12 protein-coding genes are annotated in these 18,599 nt (G+C 47.8%); 7 read left to right on the top strand and 5 right to left on the bottom strand.

The annotated features are described in order from the left end of the window. Position 1: 1 nt before the first annotated feature. Complete coding sequence (locus FW758_RS16585) at positions 2–292, bottom strand: PepSY domain-containing protein (RefSeq protein WP_012588852.1); 291 nt, start codon at positions 290–292, stop codon at positions 2–4. Between the two features lie 358 nt (positions 293–650). Here FW758_RS16585 and FW758_RS16580 point away from each other — a divergent pair, with 358 nt between their 5' ends. Next, positions 651–1,607 carry a choice-of-anchor H family protein gene (locus FW758_RS16580; protein ID WP_446445951.1) on the top strand — a complete coding sequence of 319 codons (957 nt, stop codon included), beginning with the start codon at positions 651–653 and terminating at the stop codon, positions 1,605–1,607. A gap of 80 nt (positions 1,608–1,687) precedes the next feature. Next, positions 1,688–2,161, top strand: coding sequence for a peroxiredoxin (locus tag FW758_RS16575; protein WP_006079504.1), 474 nt, complete (start codon positions 1,688–1,690; stop codon positions 2,159–2,161). A gap of 77 nt (positions 2,162–2,238) precedes the next feature. Here the strand turns inward: FW758_RS16575 and FW758_RS16570 are convergent, their stop codons facing one another. From FW758_RS16570 to ompR, 3 genes are all read right to left on the bottom strand, one after another. After that, on the bottom strand, positions 2,239–4,221 hold the full coding sequence (locus tag FW758_RS16570) for a methyl-accepting chemotaxis protein (protein WP_446445950.1): 1,983 nt from the start codon (positions 4,219–4,221) through the stop codon (positions 2,239–2,241). 129 nt (positions 4,222–4,350) lie between these two features. Further along, positions 4,351–5,667, bottom strand: a complete 1,317-nt coding sequence (gene envZ, locus FW758_RS16565) for a two-component system sensor histidine kinase EnvZ (protein WP_446445949.1) — start codon at positions 5,665–5,667, stop codon at positions 4,351–4,353. 42 nt (positions 5,668–5,709) lie between these two features. After that, on the bottom strand, positions 5,710–6,435 hold the full coding sequence (gene ompR, locus FW758_RS16560) for an osmolarity response regulator transcription factor OmpR (protein WP_006079507.1): 726 nt from the start codon (positions 6,433–6,435) through the stop codon (positions 5,710–5,712). A 358-nt stretch (positions 6,436–6,793) separates the two neighbouring features. Between ompR and FW758_RS16555 the strand changes: the two genes are divergently transcribed. The 5 genes from FW758_RS16555 (at position 6,794) to FW758_RS16535 (ending at position 17,911) form a co-directional block, all read left to right on the top strand. Further along, positions 6,794–11,683 (top strand): PAS domain S-box protein, encoded by a 4,890-nt coding sequence (locus FW758_RS16555; RefSeq protein ID WP_446445948.1) that lies wholly within the window; start codon positions 6,794–6,796, stop codon positions 11,681–11,683. Continuing rightward, entirely contained in the window at positions 11,683–12,615 is a 933-nt protein-coding gene (locus FW758_RS16550; protein WP_446445947.1) for a diguanylate cyclase, read from the top strand. The genes FW758_RS16555 and FW758_RS16550 overlap by 1 nt, the downstream gene beginning before the upstream one ends. Before the next feature lie 83 nt (positions 12,616–12,698). Next, on the top strand, positions 12,699–13,202 hold the full coding sequence (gene greB, locus FW758_RS16545; RefSeq protein ID WP_006079584.1) for a transcription elongation factor GreB: 504 nt from the start codon (positions 12,699–12,701) through the stop codon (positions 13,200–13,202). 163 nt (positions 13,203–13,365) lie between these two features. After that, on the top strand, positions 13,366–15,729 hold the full coding sequence (locus FW758_RS16540; protein WP_446445946.1) for a Tex family protein: 2,364 nt from the start codon (positions 13,366–13,368) through the stop codon (positions 15,727–15,729). Positions 15,730–15,946: 217 nt separating this feature from the next. Continuing rightward, complete coding sequence (locus tag FW758_RS16535; protein ID WP_446445945.1) at positions 15,947–17,911, top strand: LTA synthase family protein; 1,965 nt, start codon at positions 15,947–15,949, stop codon at positions 17,909–17,911. A 97-nt stretch (positions 17,912–18,008) separates the two neighbouring features. Here FW758_RS16535 and FW758_RS16530 read toward each other — a convergent pair whose 3' ends face one another. Beyond that, positions 18,009–18,566 carry a hypothetical protein gene (locus FW758_RS16530; RefSeq protein WP_446445944.1) on the bottom strand — a complete coding sequence of 186 codons (558 nt, stop codon included), beginning with the start codon at positions 18,564–18,566 and terminating at the stop codon, positions 18,009–18,011. Positions 18,567–18,599: the final 33 nt, after the last annotated feature.

Here is an 18,599-nt window from a genome sequence, read left to right as displayed (position 1 = left end):
GTTAGTTCCTCGACACACGGCCAGTAGCGGCATCCACTGAGACAGAAAACACTTGGCCGTCATTATTGAGGAGCTTAACCCGATACCCTGAGCCGCTGGATTGCACGCTCAGTACCTTGCCTTGGTATTGGCGCTGCACCATAGCCACAGCTTGATCTGGGCTATTGACCGCCAGACGGCGCTGCTCATTCTTCGCACCTTGGTTGCGATCATTCTGTCTATCATTGCCTGCCATGCTGCCAAAGGAGGCCAATAAGCAAGCGATTAGGGCCAATGTCAAACCAAGTTTCATATCTGGTACCCGCAATGTTCGGCGATCTTAAGCTAATGGGTGAGATGGATAACTTATCGAGTCGACTAAGAATACCTCATCACCTTAACAAACACATAGAGATCAGCCAATTGGTTGGCACAATTCCATCAAAATTAACTTTGGTAGTCATTTTGTTATTCGTGACAGAACTGAAGCTCTGTCAGCGAGTCTATTCCTATGCTCGCATTCAATATGCCCTAGTGTCGGCTAATCCAGATGAACTAAGGCTGAACGTATTGTCGCGCTAAGAACACTAAATGTTGATGTTCAGCTTATGTTCACCTTCATTGCACTTTAATGGCTCCAATTTGAACGGGTTATCCATGGGGTATTCAAGATGAACACACTCAATAAACAAGGTATGGCAGCCACAGTTAACTGTCAGGTTAACACCCATTTCGTTAAAGCGACGGCCATTGCCGCGCTGTTTTTAGCGTCCACTGCCGTCAGCGCTCAGCCCCGCGAACTGGAGTCATCGCAAAGCTTAACGCCATTTACTGCGGCCAGTGTCGGCATTGCCAAAAAAGCTGAAAACAGCGAGCAAGCAGCCGAGCAGGAACAGCAAGCTTTAGCCCTGTTACAACAAGCTGCGCCCGCAAAAAATGTCACTGAAGCTGCCGCTGCAGCCGTTAAATCCTTGGCGCCCGCGTTATCCTCTAAAGCGCCGACGGCAAACCGCGTGCAACTAATGGGCGCATCGCCGATGACGCGTGAGCAAGTGACTGCGAAACATGCGAGCCAAGGCATGCCGAGTTCGAGCACGACTAGTGAAGATCCCTACCGCGCCCCTGTGTATCACAGCTTTTCGATTTTTGATGCCAGCAGTCGTTTGTTCGAAGACTTTGACTACGATGGGTTCTATCAAACCTTTAGCGTGACCTTCGACGTCGATGTTAACGGAGCGTATCTTAATGAAAGAGCTGACTTATTTGCCGAGCTTTATCTCAGTCGTGATGGCGGCCCTTGGGTGCATTATTACACCACGGACGTGTTTACTATTTATGGCGATTCAACACAGGACGACTATGAAGTGCTGACCACGCTCTACACGGGTTATGCGACGGACCACTACGATGTGCTAATCGATGTGTACGAAGTGGGTTACAGCGACATTGTCGCGACCATTAGTGCCGATGAAACCGATGGTTTGTATGCACTGCCACTGGAAAGTAGCGATCGAGACCGAGAGCCTGAAGTTATCGTCGTCGAAGAAAGTGGCGGTGCCTTCTCGGTATTGGGTCTGTTATTCCTCGGTTTGTGTGCAGGGCTGCGGATGAATCGCACTCGCGACTAATCACCCTTTTTTCTCTCTGTGTTTATCTCAGGTAAATAGGGCTAGTATGGTCAGGTTAATTTAACTAAATGGAGATAAATATGATTGCTCAAGGTCAAACATTACCAGCAGCTACATTAGGCCAACTAACGAAAGATGGCATGGTGAATCACCAAGTTACTGAACTGTTCGCTGGTAAAAAAGTGGTATTGTTTGCTGTACCCGGTGCTTTTACTCCGACCTGTTCTGAAGCGCATTTACCTGGCTATGTCGTATTAGCCGATCAATTTAAAGCGAAAGGCGTGGATTTGATTGCCTGTGTTGCTGTGAACGATGCCTTCGTGATGAAAGCGTGGGGCGAAGCGCAAAATGCCTCTGAATTGATGATGCTAGCCGATGGCGATGCCAGTTTTACTAAAGCGTTAGGCTTAGAAATGGACACTGCTGGTTTTGGTGGCGTGCGTTCACAACGTTACGCCATGATCATAGATAACGGCGTAGTGACTCTGCTGAATGTTGAAGAGCCAAAGGCTTTTGAAGCCAGTAAAGCCGAAGTGGTTTTAGCTGCACTGTAATGATTAAGGTTCGAACGTAATCGGACATCAAAATAAATGGGAGCTTAGGCTCCCATTTTTATTGGTATTTTAGTGGGTTAAGCGGCCCGCGACTGTGGTGCTAAGTTACCAGCATCGGCAATGCCTAAACTGGTCTCAATATCCTCGACGCTCTGCTGCACTTCTTGGGCGATGACTTCACTCTGTTGTGAACTGGTTTGTGCCTGCTCTTTTAAGCTATCCATAGTGCGCACAAATTGATCGAGATAATCGACTTGCTCCTTGGCATTGAGCGAGCCTTGTTTAGCGGTATTGGCCATGTCGCTCGCTTGATTTTGCACCGTTTGCGCCACTTGCCATAGGCTTTGAGCGCGCAGTTTTTGGCTGCTGGTGGCCTGTGCTATGCCATCGACACTCTCACTGAGGGCATGATTCGACTGGGTCAGTTGCTGCAGAATTTTCACGATTTCGTTTAAGGACACTTGGGTGCGCTGACTTAAATTTCGCACTTCATCGGCAACCACGGCAAAGCCGCGACCTTGCTCTCCCGCCCGCGCAGCTTCAATGGCGGCATTGAGGGCGAGTAAGTTAGTTTGTTCGGCGATATTGCCAATTACATCAATGATTTTCGACACATCCGTCACTGAGTTATTCAGACTTTCGAGGGAAGCATGGCAAAGGCCAACGGCGGTTTGCGTCTGCTCAGTTGCGCTGAGTACGGCCTCGGCTTCAGTTTGGCTCGACTGCATTTGGCGCATGGTTTCGGCGGCGCTGTCTTCCACGAGTGCCGAAGTGTGGCTCACCTCATTGGCTAGGCTGCGGATATGCTCGGTCTGTGTTTGCGTATCGGCCACAATCGTTTGGGTGTGCTCTGTGTGCTGCGACAGCTGAGTAATGCGCGCAACCAGTTGGCTTAATGATTGAGAAACCTTAGTGATTTGCTGGCGTTGTGCCTCGTCTTCTTGTTCAAATCTTTGCAGCAACTGGTTGAAATGACCTGCGATTTGGCCCGTCTCGCAGCGACGATTAATGTCTAAACGTTCGCGGCTATTCGATTCGCTTAATTTCATAAAGGCTTGGTTGAGACGTTTTAATGGTTTGACGACGCGATTTTGCTGCAGGATCAAATAACCAATAGCAAACAAGGCCATGATGGAAACCATAGTGTAGAGGATCAGTTGTAGCTCATATTTCAGCTGTTGATTTTTCGCTGCCTGAGCCTCACCTAAGCCAATAAGCTGTTGTTCCACATTGCTAATTGCTTGAATGAGTTGATCTTGCATCTCTTGGTTGGCTTGTAGCAACTGGTGAGTATTGGCGACTTCTTTGTTGTATCGATTGGCGAGACTCAGCAGTTCACTGCGGTCACTTTCGCCGACTTCAACCTGTTCTGGTTCGCTGGCACCGAGGGCAAACTCATCGGCTTCTTGCTGCTCATATACACCGATTAACGGCAGTGCGCTGAGGGCGTCGTGCCACGTATTTAGCTCTTTGCTGGTGCTGTCTAAAATGCCCTTGAGTTGCTGATTTTTGCCGATCAGATAGCCATCGGTCAGCTGGGAAAGTTGATAGACGATGGAAGGTAAATCGCGGCTCAATTGCAGATATTGTTCGGCGACCTCCGCATTTGTGGCTAAGCCTTTATCGGCATAACTGCCCAGACGACGGTTATAGTCGAGCATTTCAGATTCGGCGTGGGCCAGCAGTTGCCTGGGGTTGCCAGCGAGTTTACCCGCTGCGCGGTACTTGGTATCTAAATCTTGAATAAAGCTGCTGAGACTTGCTTGCAAGTCATTATCGTTAGCGCCCATGGTAGCGAGATTAAGCTCTGTAAACTGGTTCTTAATGGCGCTGAGTTTAGTTTTCGCTTGTTCCAGTTGGCTAGCGTTGCCGCTGGCGAGGTAGCCGTCGAGATCGCGGCGCACACCAACGAGGAAGTCTTCTTGTATGCTTTGCAGTGTGAGTGTTTGTTGTTCTATATTTTGTCGCTGATCACTGCTCCACAGCACTACGGCCGCCAATAATCCCGCGAGCAATAACAACAGGGCAGAAGCAGAGAGCGACAGCGTTGAAATTTTCATTTTGCAATCTTCATAATTGTCAGAGCCAGTTAACTGTTCTGAGTTTATGAATTTAGCGTGACATTAATATGACAAACGCCCACATGAATGTCAGCGTTGTCATTTGATTTGCCGATATGTGATCTCGCGCTATTCCAGCGGCAGCCACACTTGGGCTCTTAAACCGCCTTCGGCGCGGTTGGAGAGGGTGACTTGCCCTTGGTGTCTATCGATAATCCGTTTGATGATGGCGAGACCTAGGCCTGAACCGACACTGCCACGGGCGATATCACCTTGGGTAAAGGGTTGAAATAGTTTGGTAATTTGTGACTCGTCGATTCCTGGGCCATTATCTTCAACACTAAAACCGATACGTTTGCCATCGAACTGCGAACTAATGCGGATCCAGCCAGAACCATAGCGAAAGGCATTTTCGACTAAGTTACTCAGTACCCGCTTGATGGCAATCGCTTGGAATTGAGCTTCGGGGCAGTCAGTTAACACTACTTCAATTTCGCCGGCGCGATTGGCCTCTGCTTGAGCGACATCTTGAATGAGTTTATTGATTTGGCCTAGCTCACGGCTGGTTTCCTGATCTTGGCGAATATACGCAATAAACTGGCTGATGATGGCGTCCATATCTTCGATATCGTTAACTATGCCATCTTTAAGATATTGATCTTCCTCAACCATCATCTCAGAAGCGAGCCGAATACGGGTGAGCGGCGTGCGCAAGTCGTGGGAAATCCCGGCCATCAATAGCGCTCTGTCCTGCTCCAGTTGTTTCATGCTGTGCGCCATCTGGTTGAAGGCGTTAGTCACTTCGACAATTTCACTCGAACCATTCAGCGGCAAGGGCTCGGGGAATTCACCGCGGGAAACGGCAATCGCGGCTTTTTGTAGTCGTCTAAGTGGGCGGTTTTGTTGGCGGGCAAACCACCACCCCCCAGCGACGCTGAGGGCGCCTATGACCATTAAATAAAGGGTGAGCGGCGAAAGGTCTGAAACATTTTGGCCGATAAGCGGCACTTTTATCCAAATCGAGGGCGCCTGTGGTGGACGGATCCAAATCTGCAATACACTGCCGTGGGTGACGCGCACTTCGGCGTCGCCGCCGAGATATTCCGACATCTGCGCCGACCAGAAACCATAGTAAGTCGCTTGCTCAATCCCAGCTTCGCGCGCCTGCTGCTGATTGTAGATCTTCATGCCATCGTCGTGGACTTTGGCATTGAGGGCATCGACTATGGTTAAGTGTTCGCGGCCAATATCTATGCCATCGACAAACAGCAATTTGACTTGGCGAGCGATTAACTGATTGATTTGTTGGTAGCTTGGCTTAAGCACATAGACGGCAACCGTGACGTAAGACACCAGCTGATTGATCAGTAATAGACAACCAATCAGCATCACGGTTTGGCTAAACGCGCTGCGAGGGACAAGCCGCCACCAAAACTTAGCTTTCATCGGGGGCTCAATAACCGCAGCAGATTAAGATGGCAGCGTGGCTCATCGACGCGCGGCGCCATCGGGCACAAACACATAACCTAATCCCCACACCGTTTGAATGTAACGCGGATTTGCAGGATCTTTCTCGATTAAACGCCGCAGACGTGACACTTGCACGTCGATGGAGCGTTCTAGCGCAGAATAATCGCGGCCACGGGCGAGGTTCATCAATTTATCCCGAGACAAGGGCTCGCGTGGATGGGTAACGAGCACTTTAAGCACGGCAAACTCACCGCTAGTGAGCGCAATCGATTCGTCGCCGTGGTACATCTCACGGGTGGCTAAATCTAGCGAAAACTCTCCGAAGCTGATCTGCGCTTCCTGCTGGGCTGGCGCACCGGGCACATCTTGGGTTTGGCGACGCATCACGGCTTTGATCCGTGCGAGTAATTCCCGTGGATTAAAAGGTTTTGGCAGATAATCGTCAGCGCCTAACTCTAGACCAATAATACGGTCGACTTCATCGCCCTTGGCCGTCAGCATCACGATAGGAATAGGGTTACCTTGCTGGCGCAAACGGCGACAGATAGACAGGCCATCTTCACCGGGCAACATCAAGTCGAGCACGAGTAGATGGAAGTTTTCGCGTTCTAATAGGCGGTCCATCTGCTCGGCATTGGCCGCGCTGCGCACCTGATAACCTTGCTCCATCAGGTAACGCTCGAGTAACGCTCGCAGGCGCATATCATCATCGACGACGAGGATTTTCGAGGTTTCTTGTCCCATGGGATGTCCTTTAATTGCTCAGATTGGTGCTTATTCTACTGAGGAGAAACAGTTAAGATTAACCAACTGGCTGAAATTGAAAACGAATCTGCCTAATATAGCCGCATTCAACCTAGGCGACTAGCTCACCTTAGTGGCTTGAATGCGATAAATGCTGACATTTATTGCCCAATGTTAATACTAAGCAAATGAAATTGCATGGGAATACTCGCGTTTATTCACGCTATAGCTGAAATTGTAACTAAATGGGCATCAGCAACTTTTGGCGCATTTATCGTTTGTTGCCACTCGCTGAGTGGCAAAAGAATTTTTATTAGTCCAAAATCATAACTCTCTGATTAAAAATTATTAGGCGTTTATGCACTTGTCCATGAGTTATAAAAATGCTTCGAAATGGGGCTTATTAGTCCTGTTGATTGGATTGGTGCTAAGTGCGTTATTAACAGGGTTGACGGGGCGCATGAACGCCCAAAAGATTGAGCAAGCCTTGCGCGAGGACGCGGAGCAAATCAGTGAGAACGTGATTAACCGTATCACCTTATATCAATATGGTTTACGCGGTGCACGCGGCACGATAGTCACTGCGGGTGAGCATGATATTAGTCGTGCTAGCTTCCATCGTTATAGTTTAACGCGGGATGTGGACCATGAGTTTCCCGGCGCCCGTGGATTTGGCTTTATTCGTCGAGTACCCAGTCCCGATGAAGCGGCATTTATAGCAAGAGCTCGTCAAGATGATTGGCCTGATTTTAATATTCGCCAACTTAACGCTCATGATGGCGAAAGATACGTTATTGAATATATTGAGCCAGTAGACCGCAATAAAGCTGCCGTTGGCTTAGATATTGCCTCAGAGGCACATCGTAAAGCCGCTGCCGATGCGGCTATGTTATCCGGTGAAGTGCGCTTATCTGCACCCATCACATTAGTGCAGGCTACGGGTAGGCCGCTACAATCATTCTTAATTCTGCAGCCTATTTATCGCACGGGTTTAGTACCTAAAACACAACAGGATAGACTGTCAGCCGGGTATGGTTGGAGTTATGCCCCCTTAGTGACGAACGAAGTTCTAATGGGGTTAGCGTTGAATCAGAAGATGACTAAGCTGTTGCTTAGCGATATCACCCAAGCTGAGCGTCCCATCAGTTTTTTTGAAACACACCCTGATGAGGCGTCTCCACTATCTGCATATCGCCATAAAATGACGAAAGACATTTTTGGTCGTAAATGGCAGATAGAAGTCATCGCTTATCCATCATTTATTAAGTCATTGCATCTTAATCAACCCAGTTTAGTGCTGTTGAGTGGCAGTTTGTTTAGCCTGCTTTTAGCCGCATTAATTGCCATGTGGTCCATCAGTTTGCAGCGTAAGCAGCAGGTGCTGCTTGAACAGGCAAGGCGCGCTAGCATGTTGGAGCATTCTCTCGATGGCATTATCAGTTATGACACTAAAGGCCAAATTACCAGTTGGAACCAAGGTGCGGAGCAGCTATTTGGCTATACCGAGGCGCACGCTCTTGGCCAGTCGTGTTGTAAATTGATTGTTCCTGCCAGCATAGTGCAGGAAGAAAGAGCATTATTCGCCGAAGTGTTAGCGGGTAAAACCTCTTTAAATCGGATAACTAGCCATCAACGGAAAGATGGTAGTCATTTATCGACCTCAACTACGGCCGTGCCTATTTATGACGAGCACGGCAAGATAGCTGGCATGAGCCAAACGATCCGCGATATTACAGCGCAGCTTGAAGCTGAACGACATATTTTAAGCTTGAATGCGAGTCTCGAACGGCAAGTCACCAAGCGTACCCATGCGTTGCAGCAGGCGTTACTCGAAAACCAAACCTTGCTCGACACTATTAATCAACAGCTACTCTATTCCGTTACTGACCCCAATGGCGTCATCTTAGAGGTGAATGATAACTTTTGCCGCATTAGTGGCTATTCGCGTGAGCAACTGGTGGGGAAAACCCATGCAATACTTCAGTCAGGTGAACATGATGCTTCTTTTTGGCGATCTATGTGGGAGCATATAAATTCAGGACAGTCTTGGCACGGTGAAATCTGCAACCTCGATAAGCATCAAACGTTGAAATGGTTCGATACTGTAATTGGCCCAGTGTTTGATGAATACGGTAAAATTGAACGTTTTGTGGCATTAAGGATTGATATTACCGACCGTAAGTTGACACAGATTGAGAAAAATAACTTAGGGTCATTACTGACTAACGTGCTCGATGCCGCCTCTGAAATGTCCATCATAGCCACTGATGTGCAAGGGAATATCACCATTTTTAACCGTGGAGCAGAGCGCTTACTCGGTTATTCAGCCGAGGAAATGATAGGTCAATCTACCCCTGCGCCTCTGCATTTGCTCGAGGAGGTGATGATAAGGTCTGTAGAGTTATCCGCTGAATATGGTAAAGACATTCAAGGCTTTGATGTTTTCATCTATAAGGCAAGAGCCGAAGGTTCGGAAACCCGCAATTGGACCTATGTGCGTAAAGACGGTAGCCAGTTTCAAGTGTCACTTTCTGTCACTGCGATGCGTGACAGTGTTGGCGAGATTGTTGGTTATTTAGGCATTGGCGTCGATATTTCACTGATGTTACTGCAGCAACAAGCACTGATGACGGCCAGTAACCATTTAAGTAAGGCCGCCGAAGTGGCTCAGTTAGGTATCTGGACTTGGAATCTGCTCGGTAATTCGCTTGAATGGAATGAACGTATGTTTGCGATTTACGATCAGCCTGAAAGTCTTCGGGAACAAGGATTAACCTATGAGCACTGGTCTATGCGGGTTCATCCTGACGATATTGCTTTTGCTGATGCTAAATTGAAAGGCGCTGTGGAAGGAACGGCGCAATATGACCCTATTTTTAGGGTGGTAAGGACAGATGGCTCGATTCGCTACGTTCAGGCAGCCGCCCAAGTAGAGCGCGATAAACAGGGTCATGCTATTAGAGTGATTGGGATTAATTTAGATATCACTGAACAGCAACAATTGGAAGAAAGCTTGCGAGAGGCTAAGCAGGAGGCCGATACGGCGAGTGCGGCTAAGTCTGCATTTTTAGCCAATATGAGCCATGAAATTCGCACTCCAATGAATGCTGTATTAGGCATGCTGCAATTAATTCAATACACCTCTTTGTCTAGGCAGCAGCAAGATTATGTTAATAAAACTCAAACGGCTGCTAAGTCCTTATTAGGACTACTGAACGACATTCTCGACTTTTCTAAAATTGATGGAGGCAAGTTAGTACTCGATCTTCATCCTTGTTCGATTGAATTGCTGATGCGGGACCTTGCCGTTGTACTGTCGGGTAACCATGGTGATAAAGATGTCGAGGTGATGTTTGATCTCGACACGGCTTTACCTCCTTGGTTATTAGCAGATCAACTTAGATTGCAACAGATCCTCGTTAACCTCGCGGGCAATGCCCTTAAATTCACTCACCACGGTCAGGTGATTGTCGGCATTGAATGTTTACGCCATGAGGCAGATACAGTCACAGTACAAATTTCAATTACCGATACGGGTATTGGTATCAGTGATGAGCAGATTGAGCGGATTTTTACCGGATTTGAACAGGCAGAATCCTCAACATCACGCCGCTTTGGGGGCACAGGGCTCGGGCTAGCAATAAGCAAAAGGCTTATCGGCCTTATGGGCAGTGAGTTACAGGTGACCAGCAAGGTGGGTGTTGGAAGCCGTTTTTGGTTTGATATGACGTTTCCTATTATACAAGTCGAAGAAACTCGGCACACAGACCTTAGCGGATACCGTGTGTTAGTGGTTGACGATAATGAATTGACGACGGAGATTTTAGAGAAAATTTTGACCGGATTTGGGTGTGAGGTTGAAACTGCCTTAGGTGGATATGCGGCTCTAGAGAAGGTTAAAAAATCCCATGAAAAATCGGTACCGTTTGATGTGGTGTTGATGGATTGGCGTATGCCAGACCTTGATGGGTTACAAACCGCCGAAATGCTGCGTAACTCAGACGCGAATAACCAGACTCCGCTGGTGGTGATGTTAACGGCCTACGGCCATGAAGTGATTGCCGAGAGTCAGCAAATTAGACATGTCCCTTTCGTTAATTTCCTCACTAAACCTGTGACATCGCAGATCTTGGCTGAAGCTGTGTTAAATGCCATCGAAGGTAAGACAATGGAGGCGCACCCTCAGCCGCGTTCACAGCGATTTTTAGCAGGGCTAACCATATTAGTGGTGGAAGATAATCAACTCAATCGACAAGTTATCGATGAGCTATTGAGTTATGAGGGCGCGAATGTCGTATTGGCAGAAGGCGGCATGGAAGGTGTTTCCTTGGTGCTCGAGAGTGGTGACTTATTCGATATTGTCATCATGGACATGCAAATGCCCGATATGGATGGATTGGAGGCGACTCGACGTATCCGAGCTGATGAACGTTTCGCAGCATTACCGATACTTGCGATGACAGCTAATGCTTCACAGTCCGATAGGCAAGAGTGTCTCAATGCGGGTATGAATGACCATGTTGGCAAACCCATCGATATGCCATTATTACTACCGAGTATTTTGCGCTTAGTTGGCCGTGAGGATATGACCTCTGCTGAATTTGAAGGGCACTGGCCTGAAGCGACGCAGGAGCAGAGTGATGAGCAATTACTCGATGATATTCGCCTGATCCTGCGTCGTTTTGGGGGGAATCAGTCTTTCTTCCAAAAAATGGCCAAAAGTTTTGCGCCTGAAATGATGAAGCAACTCGCGCTCTTTAAGCAGTCGACTAAGATATTTGATCACTCAACGGCGGCGGCGATTAGCCATGGTATTAAAGGCATTGCCAGTAATTTTGGTGCTCGGCGTTTAGCTGCGCATGCGGCTTACTTAGAGAAACAGTTTAAGCAAGAATGCCCTGAACTGATTGATATTAAGCGCTGGACGGATACGTTAGAGGTACTCATTAATCAGAGTAATCAGCAGCTTTCAACCTACTTTGAGGTGGAAGAATTTAATGCAGTTATTAGCGATAATGTAGAAAAAGCCGTGTATTCTTCGGTGTCGGTGCAAAGTGTTAAGACGGACCTTAATACCCTAATGAACCTATTAAAAGAGAACAATTTAGAGGCTATGGCCTTAACTGACCAGTTAGCCGAATTGTTATCAGGCCATCCACAATGGTCCATATTGCATGGGCAAGTGCAAGCGCTCGATTTTAATCAGGCATTAGATACGCTACGGATTATCATGTTGGAGGAGGCGTAATGCATCTTGCAGAATCAATTGCTCGGCCCCAAAGTGAGAAAGGTAAGATCCTCATCGTTGATGATCAGCCGCTCAATATCAAAATACTGCATCAACTCTTCAATGAAGAGTATGAGTTGTTCATGGCGACCAATGGTGAGCAGGCGATAGCCATATGCCAGAAGGTACAGCCAGATTTAGTGCTGTTAGACATTGAAATGCCTGGTATGTCGGGTTTTGACGTTTGCCAACATATTAAAGCCGATCCTGAAACCGCGACTATTGGGGTTATTTTTGTTACGGCTCATTTTGATGAAGTGCAAGAAGTTAAAGGTTTTCAGCTGGGTGCAGTCGATTTTATCCATAAACCTATCAATCCAATTATCACCACTGCGCGGGTAAAAAATCAGTTTACCCTCAAGCGACAATCCGATCTGTTGCATTCCATCGCGCTGCTTGACAGTTTAACGGGTGTCGCCAATCGACGTCAGTTTGAGCAGCGACTTCCTGAAATATGGAAACATTGCTGCCGCAACGAGTTAGCCTTATCTGTGGTGATGCTAGATGTGGATTTTTTTAAACGTTTTAATGACCGTTATGGTCATCAGGAAGGCGACCAATGTTTGCGACAAGTTGCAAAGGCCATAAGCGATTCTCTGCAGCGCGCGACTGACTTTGTTGCACGTTATGGCGGGGAGGAGTTTATTTGTATTCTGCCAGAAACCAAGCTTGTCGGTGCCATTCATACGGCACAGAACATAGTGAATGCAGTACAAGCTTTGCATCTTGAACATCTCGAGTCGAGCTTCCAAGAAGTGACGATTAGTGCGGGTGTCGCGAGCGTGCTGCCCAAAAGTGATTTGACTTGGCAAACACTGATCGAAACAGCGGACCAGCAATTGTACTTGGCGAAAGAGAATGGACGTAACCAAGTAGTAGGCCTAGGGCTTTAGCCCGTGAGTTTGTATGTGATTTTTAGCGTGCATTTTGTGAAATTGCCGCTGTTTTTGGTTCAGCATGTGGATAATAAAGAGTTATGAAAGCGCATTTGATCACCCGACAGGGTTGGCAAACTTTAGATAAAGAATTGAAGTATTTGTGGAAAGAATATCGGCCGCAAATCACCCTTAAAGTCCAAGAAGCGGCGGCGCAGGGCGACCGTAGCGAGAACGCTGATTACACTTACAACAAGCGTTTATTAAGACAAATTGACGGCCGAGTCAGGTACTTAGTTAAGCGGCTGGAAGAGTTAAAAATCGTCGATTACTCACCGCAGCAGGAAGGTAAAATATTCTTCGGCGCTTGGTTCGAGCTTGAAAATGAAGCGGGTGATCGCGTGCGTTATCGGATCGTCGGTAAAGATGAACTCGATACCAAATTGGGCTACATCACCATCGACTCGCCCATGGCGCGTGCCTTAATCGGCAAGCAAGTGGACGATGAGGTGGTAGTGCAAACGCCATCGGGTCCAAAAGAGTGGTATATCAATCAGATCCGTTACACTCCTTTTGAAACCACTCTCGCCAGCGAGGCAGATTAGCGACAGGGTTGCCGCCGTGACAACCGCTGCGGTCATCATGGCATGACGGGGAAAGATCAAAGACTCTGCTTTGACCTAGGCTTTAGCATGAAACATACGGGGCGCCTGTGGTATCTTTGGCGCAATAACGACTTACTTTACAGTTAGGCACGACACTTTATTTATGCAAACTAATGCACATAACATCGCTCAGATTATCGCTCAAGAACTGAATGTTCGTGAGCAACAAGTTGCCGCAACCATCACTCTGCTTGACGATGGTGCGACAGTTCCCTTCGTTGCCCGTTATCGTAAAGAAGCCACGGGCGGATTAGACGATACGCAACTGCGTACCTTGTACACACGTTTAGGTTACCTGCGTGAGCTGAACGACAGACGCCAAGTGATCCTGTCTAGCATTCAAGCTCAGGGTAAGTTAACGCCAGAATTACAAAGGGCTATTGACGACGCCGACAGCAAGACACGTCTCGAAGATTTGTATCTGCCCTTCAAACCTAAGCGTCGCACTAAGGGCCAAATCGCTATCGAAGCTGGGCTTGAACCATTAGCTGATGCTTTACTGGCTGACCGTAGCGCCGATGTCGAAGCCAAAGCTGCAGATTATATCAATAGCGAAGCGGGTTTCGCCGATGTGAAAGCTGTGCTTGAAGGCGCGCGTTATATCCTGATGGAGCGCTACGCCGAAGACGCGGAATTACTGCGTAAAGTGCGTGAACATTTAAGCCAAAACAGTGTGTTAGAAAGCCGCTTAATTGCAGGTAAAGAGAAAGAAGGCGCGAAATTCCGTGATTATTTCGAGCATACCGAACAGTTAGCTAAGATCCCTTCTCACCGCGCGCTGGCGATGCTGCGTGGCCGTAACGAAGGTTTCTTAGCGTTATCTATGAATGCCGATCCTGCTGCCGAAGCGGGCCAAGGCAGTTACTGCGAAGTAATTATCTGCGATCATTTAGGGCTGAAACTGGGCGATAGCAGCGTTGATCAATGGTTGAAAACCGTCGTGACGGCGACATGGCGTATCAAGATTGCGCTACAGATGGAAACCGAGTTTATTTCGCAAATGCGCGAACGCGCCGAAGCCGAAGCGATTAAAGTTTTCGCACGTAACTTAGGTGATTTATTGATGGCCGCTCCAGCGGGCGCGAAAGCGACCATGGGACTCGATCCTGGTTTACGTACTGGCGTGAAAGTGGCTGTGGTCGATAACACGGGTAAGATGTTGTGCCATGCGACGATTTTCCCGCACGCACCGCAAAATCTGTGGGAAAAGTCGATTCGTACTTTGGCTAACTTAGTCAAAATGCACAAAGTTGAATTGATTGCGATTGGTAACGGCACGGCATCACGGGAAACCGACAAGCTGGCCGCTGAGCTGATTGCCGCAGTGAAAGATACCCATCCACAGTTGACTAAAGTGATGGTCAGCGAAGCGGGCGCGTCTGTGTATTCGGCATCGGAATTGGCGGCGCTGGAGTTTCCTGATCTCGATGTCTCGATTCGTGGTGCTGTGTCTATCGCGCGTCGTTTGCAGGATCCGTTAGCCGAACTGGTGAAAATTGAGCCTAAATCTATCGGTGTGGGTCAATACCAACATGACGTGAGCCAAAGCCAATTATCGGGTTCGCTGGAAGCCGTGGTGGAAGACTGTGTAAACGGCGTGGGTGTGGATCTCAACATGGCCTCTGTACCGTTATTGTCACAAGTGGCGGGGTTAAACAAGACGTTAGCGAAAAACGTGGTCGATTACCGTGATGCCAATGGTCAGTTTAAAAATCGTAAAGAGCTGCTGAAAGTGCCACGTTTAGGGCCTAAAGCCTATGAGCAAGCGGCAGGCTTTTTACGTATTCGTGAAGGTGATAATCCACTCGATGCTTCGTCTGTGCATCCAGAGGCTTATTCGTTAGTGGAAACAATCGCTAAGACTAAGCAAGTAGAGTTGGCGAGCCTGATGGGTAACTCAGATCTACTGCGCAGCATCAAACCTGAAGAGTTCATTACGGCGGAGTTTGGTTTACCAACTGTGACGGATATTTTAGCCGAGCTGGATAAGCCGGGACGCGATCCCCGTGGTGAGTTCAAAACCGCCAAGTTTAAAGATGGTGTGGAAGAACTTAAGCACTTAAAACCTGAAATGGTGCTCGAAGGCGTAGTGACCAACGTGACTAACTTTGGTGCCTTCGTCGATATTGGCGTGCATCAAGATGGACTGGTGCATATCTCTTCACTGACCGACAAGTTTATCAGCGATCCCCACACAATCGTGAAGGCGGGTGATGTGGTTAAAGTCAAAGTGATGGAAGTGGACGTTGAGCGTCGCCGTATCGGTTTGAGCATGCGTTTGGATGAAGCTATCGATCAAAGTAAATCGCAGCAAAGACCACATAATCCTGCCAGAGCTCATAATGGTAAGGCACCACAGTCGACGAAACCTGCTGCACGTCCTGCGCAAAAGCAAGCACCTAAAGCACCTGCGAACGCGGCCATGGGCAATGCCTTTGCTGATGCCTTCGCTAAGCTGAAAAAGTAAGCGTTAACCGTTAAGACTCGGACTTAAGCCATGTCCGAGTCGACTTTTTTACATGTTACTCACAAAATTGTTGCATCAATATCGTCTTAGGGAATATAAAGTCGGCATTTAATGCAACGTTAAGCAAAATCGGTTGTCATAGCACAGCTTATTCACCGATTTTTTTCAAATTGACACTCCAACGCTGAGTGGCTCTTTATACGTTTTGGGGTAACACATGCAATCTGGTTTATCACCTCGCGGGCACAACAATGCCCATGGGCCTTTCCGCGCCATCTTTATTTTCTCGCTATTAGTGCTTTTTATTGCCACCGCGAGCCGTATCGCTTTAGGGCTGTGGCAAGCCGATCGCGTGGCCGCTGTGGATGGTTGGTCGCATCTCTTAATCCAAGGTTTACGCGTCGATATCGCTACCCTGTGCTGGTTATGGGGTATTGCCGCCTTAGGAACCGCATTATTTTCGGGTGATCATTTTATTGGCCGTCTGTGGCAGCCGGTTTTACGGGTGTGGTTAACTGTCGGTCTGTGGGTCATCCTCTTTTTAGAAGCATCGACCCCTGCGTTTATTGAAGAATACGGTATTCGCCCGAATCGTTTGTATGTGGAATATCTGATCTATCCGAAAGAAGTGCTTTCTATGTTGTGGGCGGGTCGCAAACTTGAGCTGATCTTCTCCGTGCTATTAACTATCGGTACGCTTTGGGGTGGCTGGGTGTTAAGCGGTAAGCTCACTAAAAATCTACGTTTCCCGCGCTGGTACTGGCGTCCTGTATTGGCAGTGCTTGTTATCGCCATGACGTTATTAGGTGCGCGTTCAACCTTAGGCCATAGACCGATTAACCCTGCTATGGTGGCGTTTGCCGACGATCCATTAGTGAACTCTTTAGTCATCAACTCAGCCTATTCATTAGTGTTTGCCATCAAGCAGATGGGCAGTGAAGAAGATGCCTCTAAAGTGTATGGCAAGTTAGATAACGCTGAGATTATTGCGACCATAAGACAGGAAAGTGGTCGTCCTGATAGTGCATTTACCTCAACGGATATCCCATCGCTAAGCTTTAACCAAGCCAGTTATACCGGAAAGCCAAAGAACTTAGTGATCCTACTGCAAGAGAGTTTAGGCGCACGTTTTGTAGGGAGTTTAGGTGGTTTACCGCTGACTCCGAATATCGATGCCTTATCCAAAGAAGGTTGGTATTTCGATAACTTGTACGCCACTGGTACTCGTTCAGTGCGCGGGATAGAAGCCGTAACGACAGGTTTTACCCCGACGCCAGCTCGTGCTGTGGTGAAACTGGGTAAGAGCCAAGTTGGCTTCTTCAGCATAGCTGAATTACTTAAAAATCATGGCTATACAACGCAGTTTATTTATGGTGGTGAGAGCCATTTCGACAATATGCGTAGCTTCTTTTTGGGCAACGGCTTTAGTGACATCATAGATCAGAAAGATTATAAATCTCCGGCCTTTGTGGGCTCGTGGGGCGCCTCTGATGAAGACTTAATGCGCAAGGCGAATAGTGAGTTTGAGCGTCTACACAGTGAAGGTAAGCCTTTCTTTAGTTTAGTATTTAGCTCGAGCAACCACGATCCATTCGAATTCCCAGATGATCGTATCGAGCTGTACGAGCAACCTAAGCAAACCCGTAATAATGCGGCGAAATATGCCGACTATGCGATTGGTGAGTTTTTCAAACTGGCGAAAAATGCAGACTACTGGAAAGATACGATTTTTATCGTGGTTGCCGACCATGACAGTCGAGTGGGTGGCGCGGATCTGGTGCCAGTGTCACGTTTTCGTATTCCGGGTTTAATCCTTGGGGATAATTTAGCGCCAAAACGCGATCATCGCATTGTGAGCCAAATTGATTTACCGCCAACACTTCTATCATTGATTGGTATTTCAGACTCTTATCCTATGCTGGGCCGAGATTTGACTCAGGTCAGCGATGATTGGCCTGGACGCGCGTTAATGCAATACGATAAAAACTTTGCCCTGATGGAAGGTAAAGATGTAGTGATCCTGCAGCCAGAAAAAGCGGCTCAAGGCTTCGAATACAATGAAAAAACTGAGCAGTTAACGCCTTATGCGCCAGCTGCGGCAGCGTTAGAGAAGAAAGCCTTAAGTTGGGCATTATGGGGCAGTTTGGCCTATCAGCAAGAGCTGTATCGTTTGCCCAAGTAAGCGTTAAACAGCATAAAAAATGCCGCTATTTAGCGGCATTTTTGTTTACTATTTTTGTTCATATTGTGCGGAAAAAGATTAATACGATTGGAATAAGTTAAATCCACATCGACATGATAGATTCTTGCTCTGGCTGAATCTGTTGTTGATAGAACTGACCAATGCGTTGCCCAAGTTGTTGATAAAATTGAGTTGATTCACCTTGGAGTGATTGCCTTGCCGCACTACTGGTATTCGCTTTGGCATTACTGCTGGCATAATTTGCCGCACCTTGACTGACCTTTAAGCGGATATCCTTACGTTGCAGCGCCGCTTGACCGCGTGCAGCAACTTTAAGCGTCTTAGGTAACACCCGCTCGGCCACCACAAGGGGGGCTTTTTTCTCTTGCTGTTGTTGGCTTTGTTGCTGCGAGGATTGCTGTTGCTGCTGTTTTTCTTGAACTTGTTGCTGATTATGCTCGAGCGTTTTGGTTTGTTGCTGACTTTGATCTGCTGTGCGTTCATTCTGCGGATTAAAAGCGCGTTCTTCATGGCCTTTAGTGGCAGCTTGTGGGGGAATGACCACAGGTTTCAGTTGGTTGTCGACCCGAGCCGAGTCCGTCGCGACATTACTGGTCGCTAGTGGGACTTGTGGGTAGTTACTGACAACTAACATGGAAAATTCCTTGGTGCACTAATGGTTAAATAC

The sequence above is a fragment of the Shewanella sp. 1180_01 genome (assembly GCF_052850535.1).
This window is presented reverse-complemented; position numbering and strand designations above follow the sequence as displayed.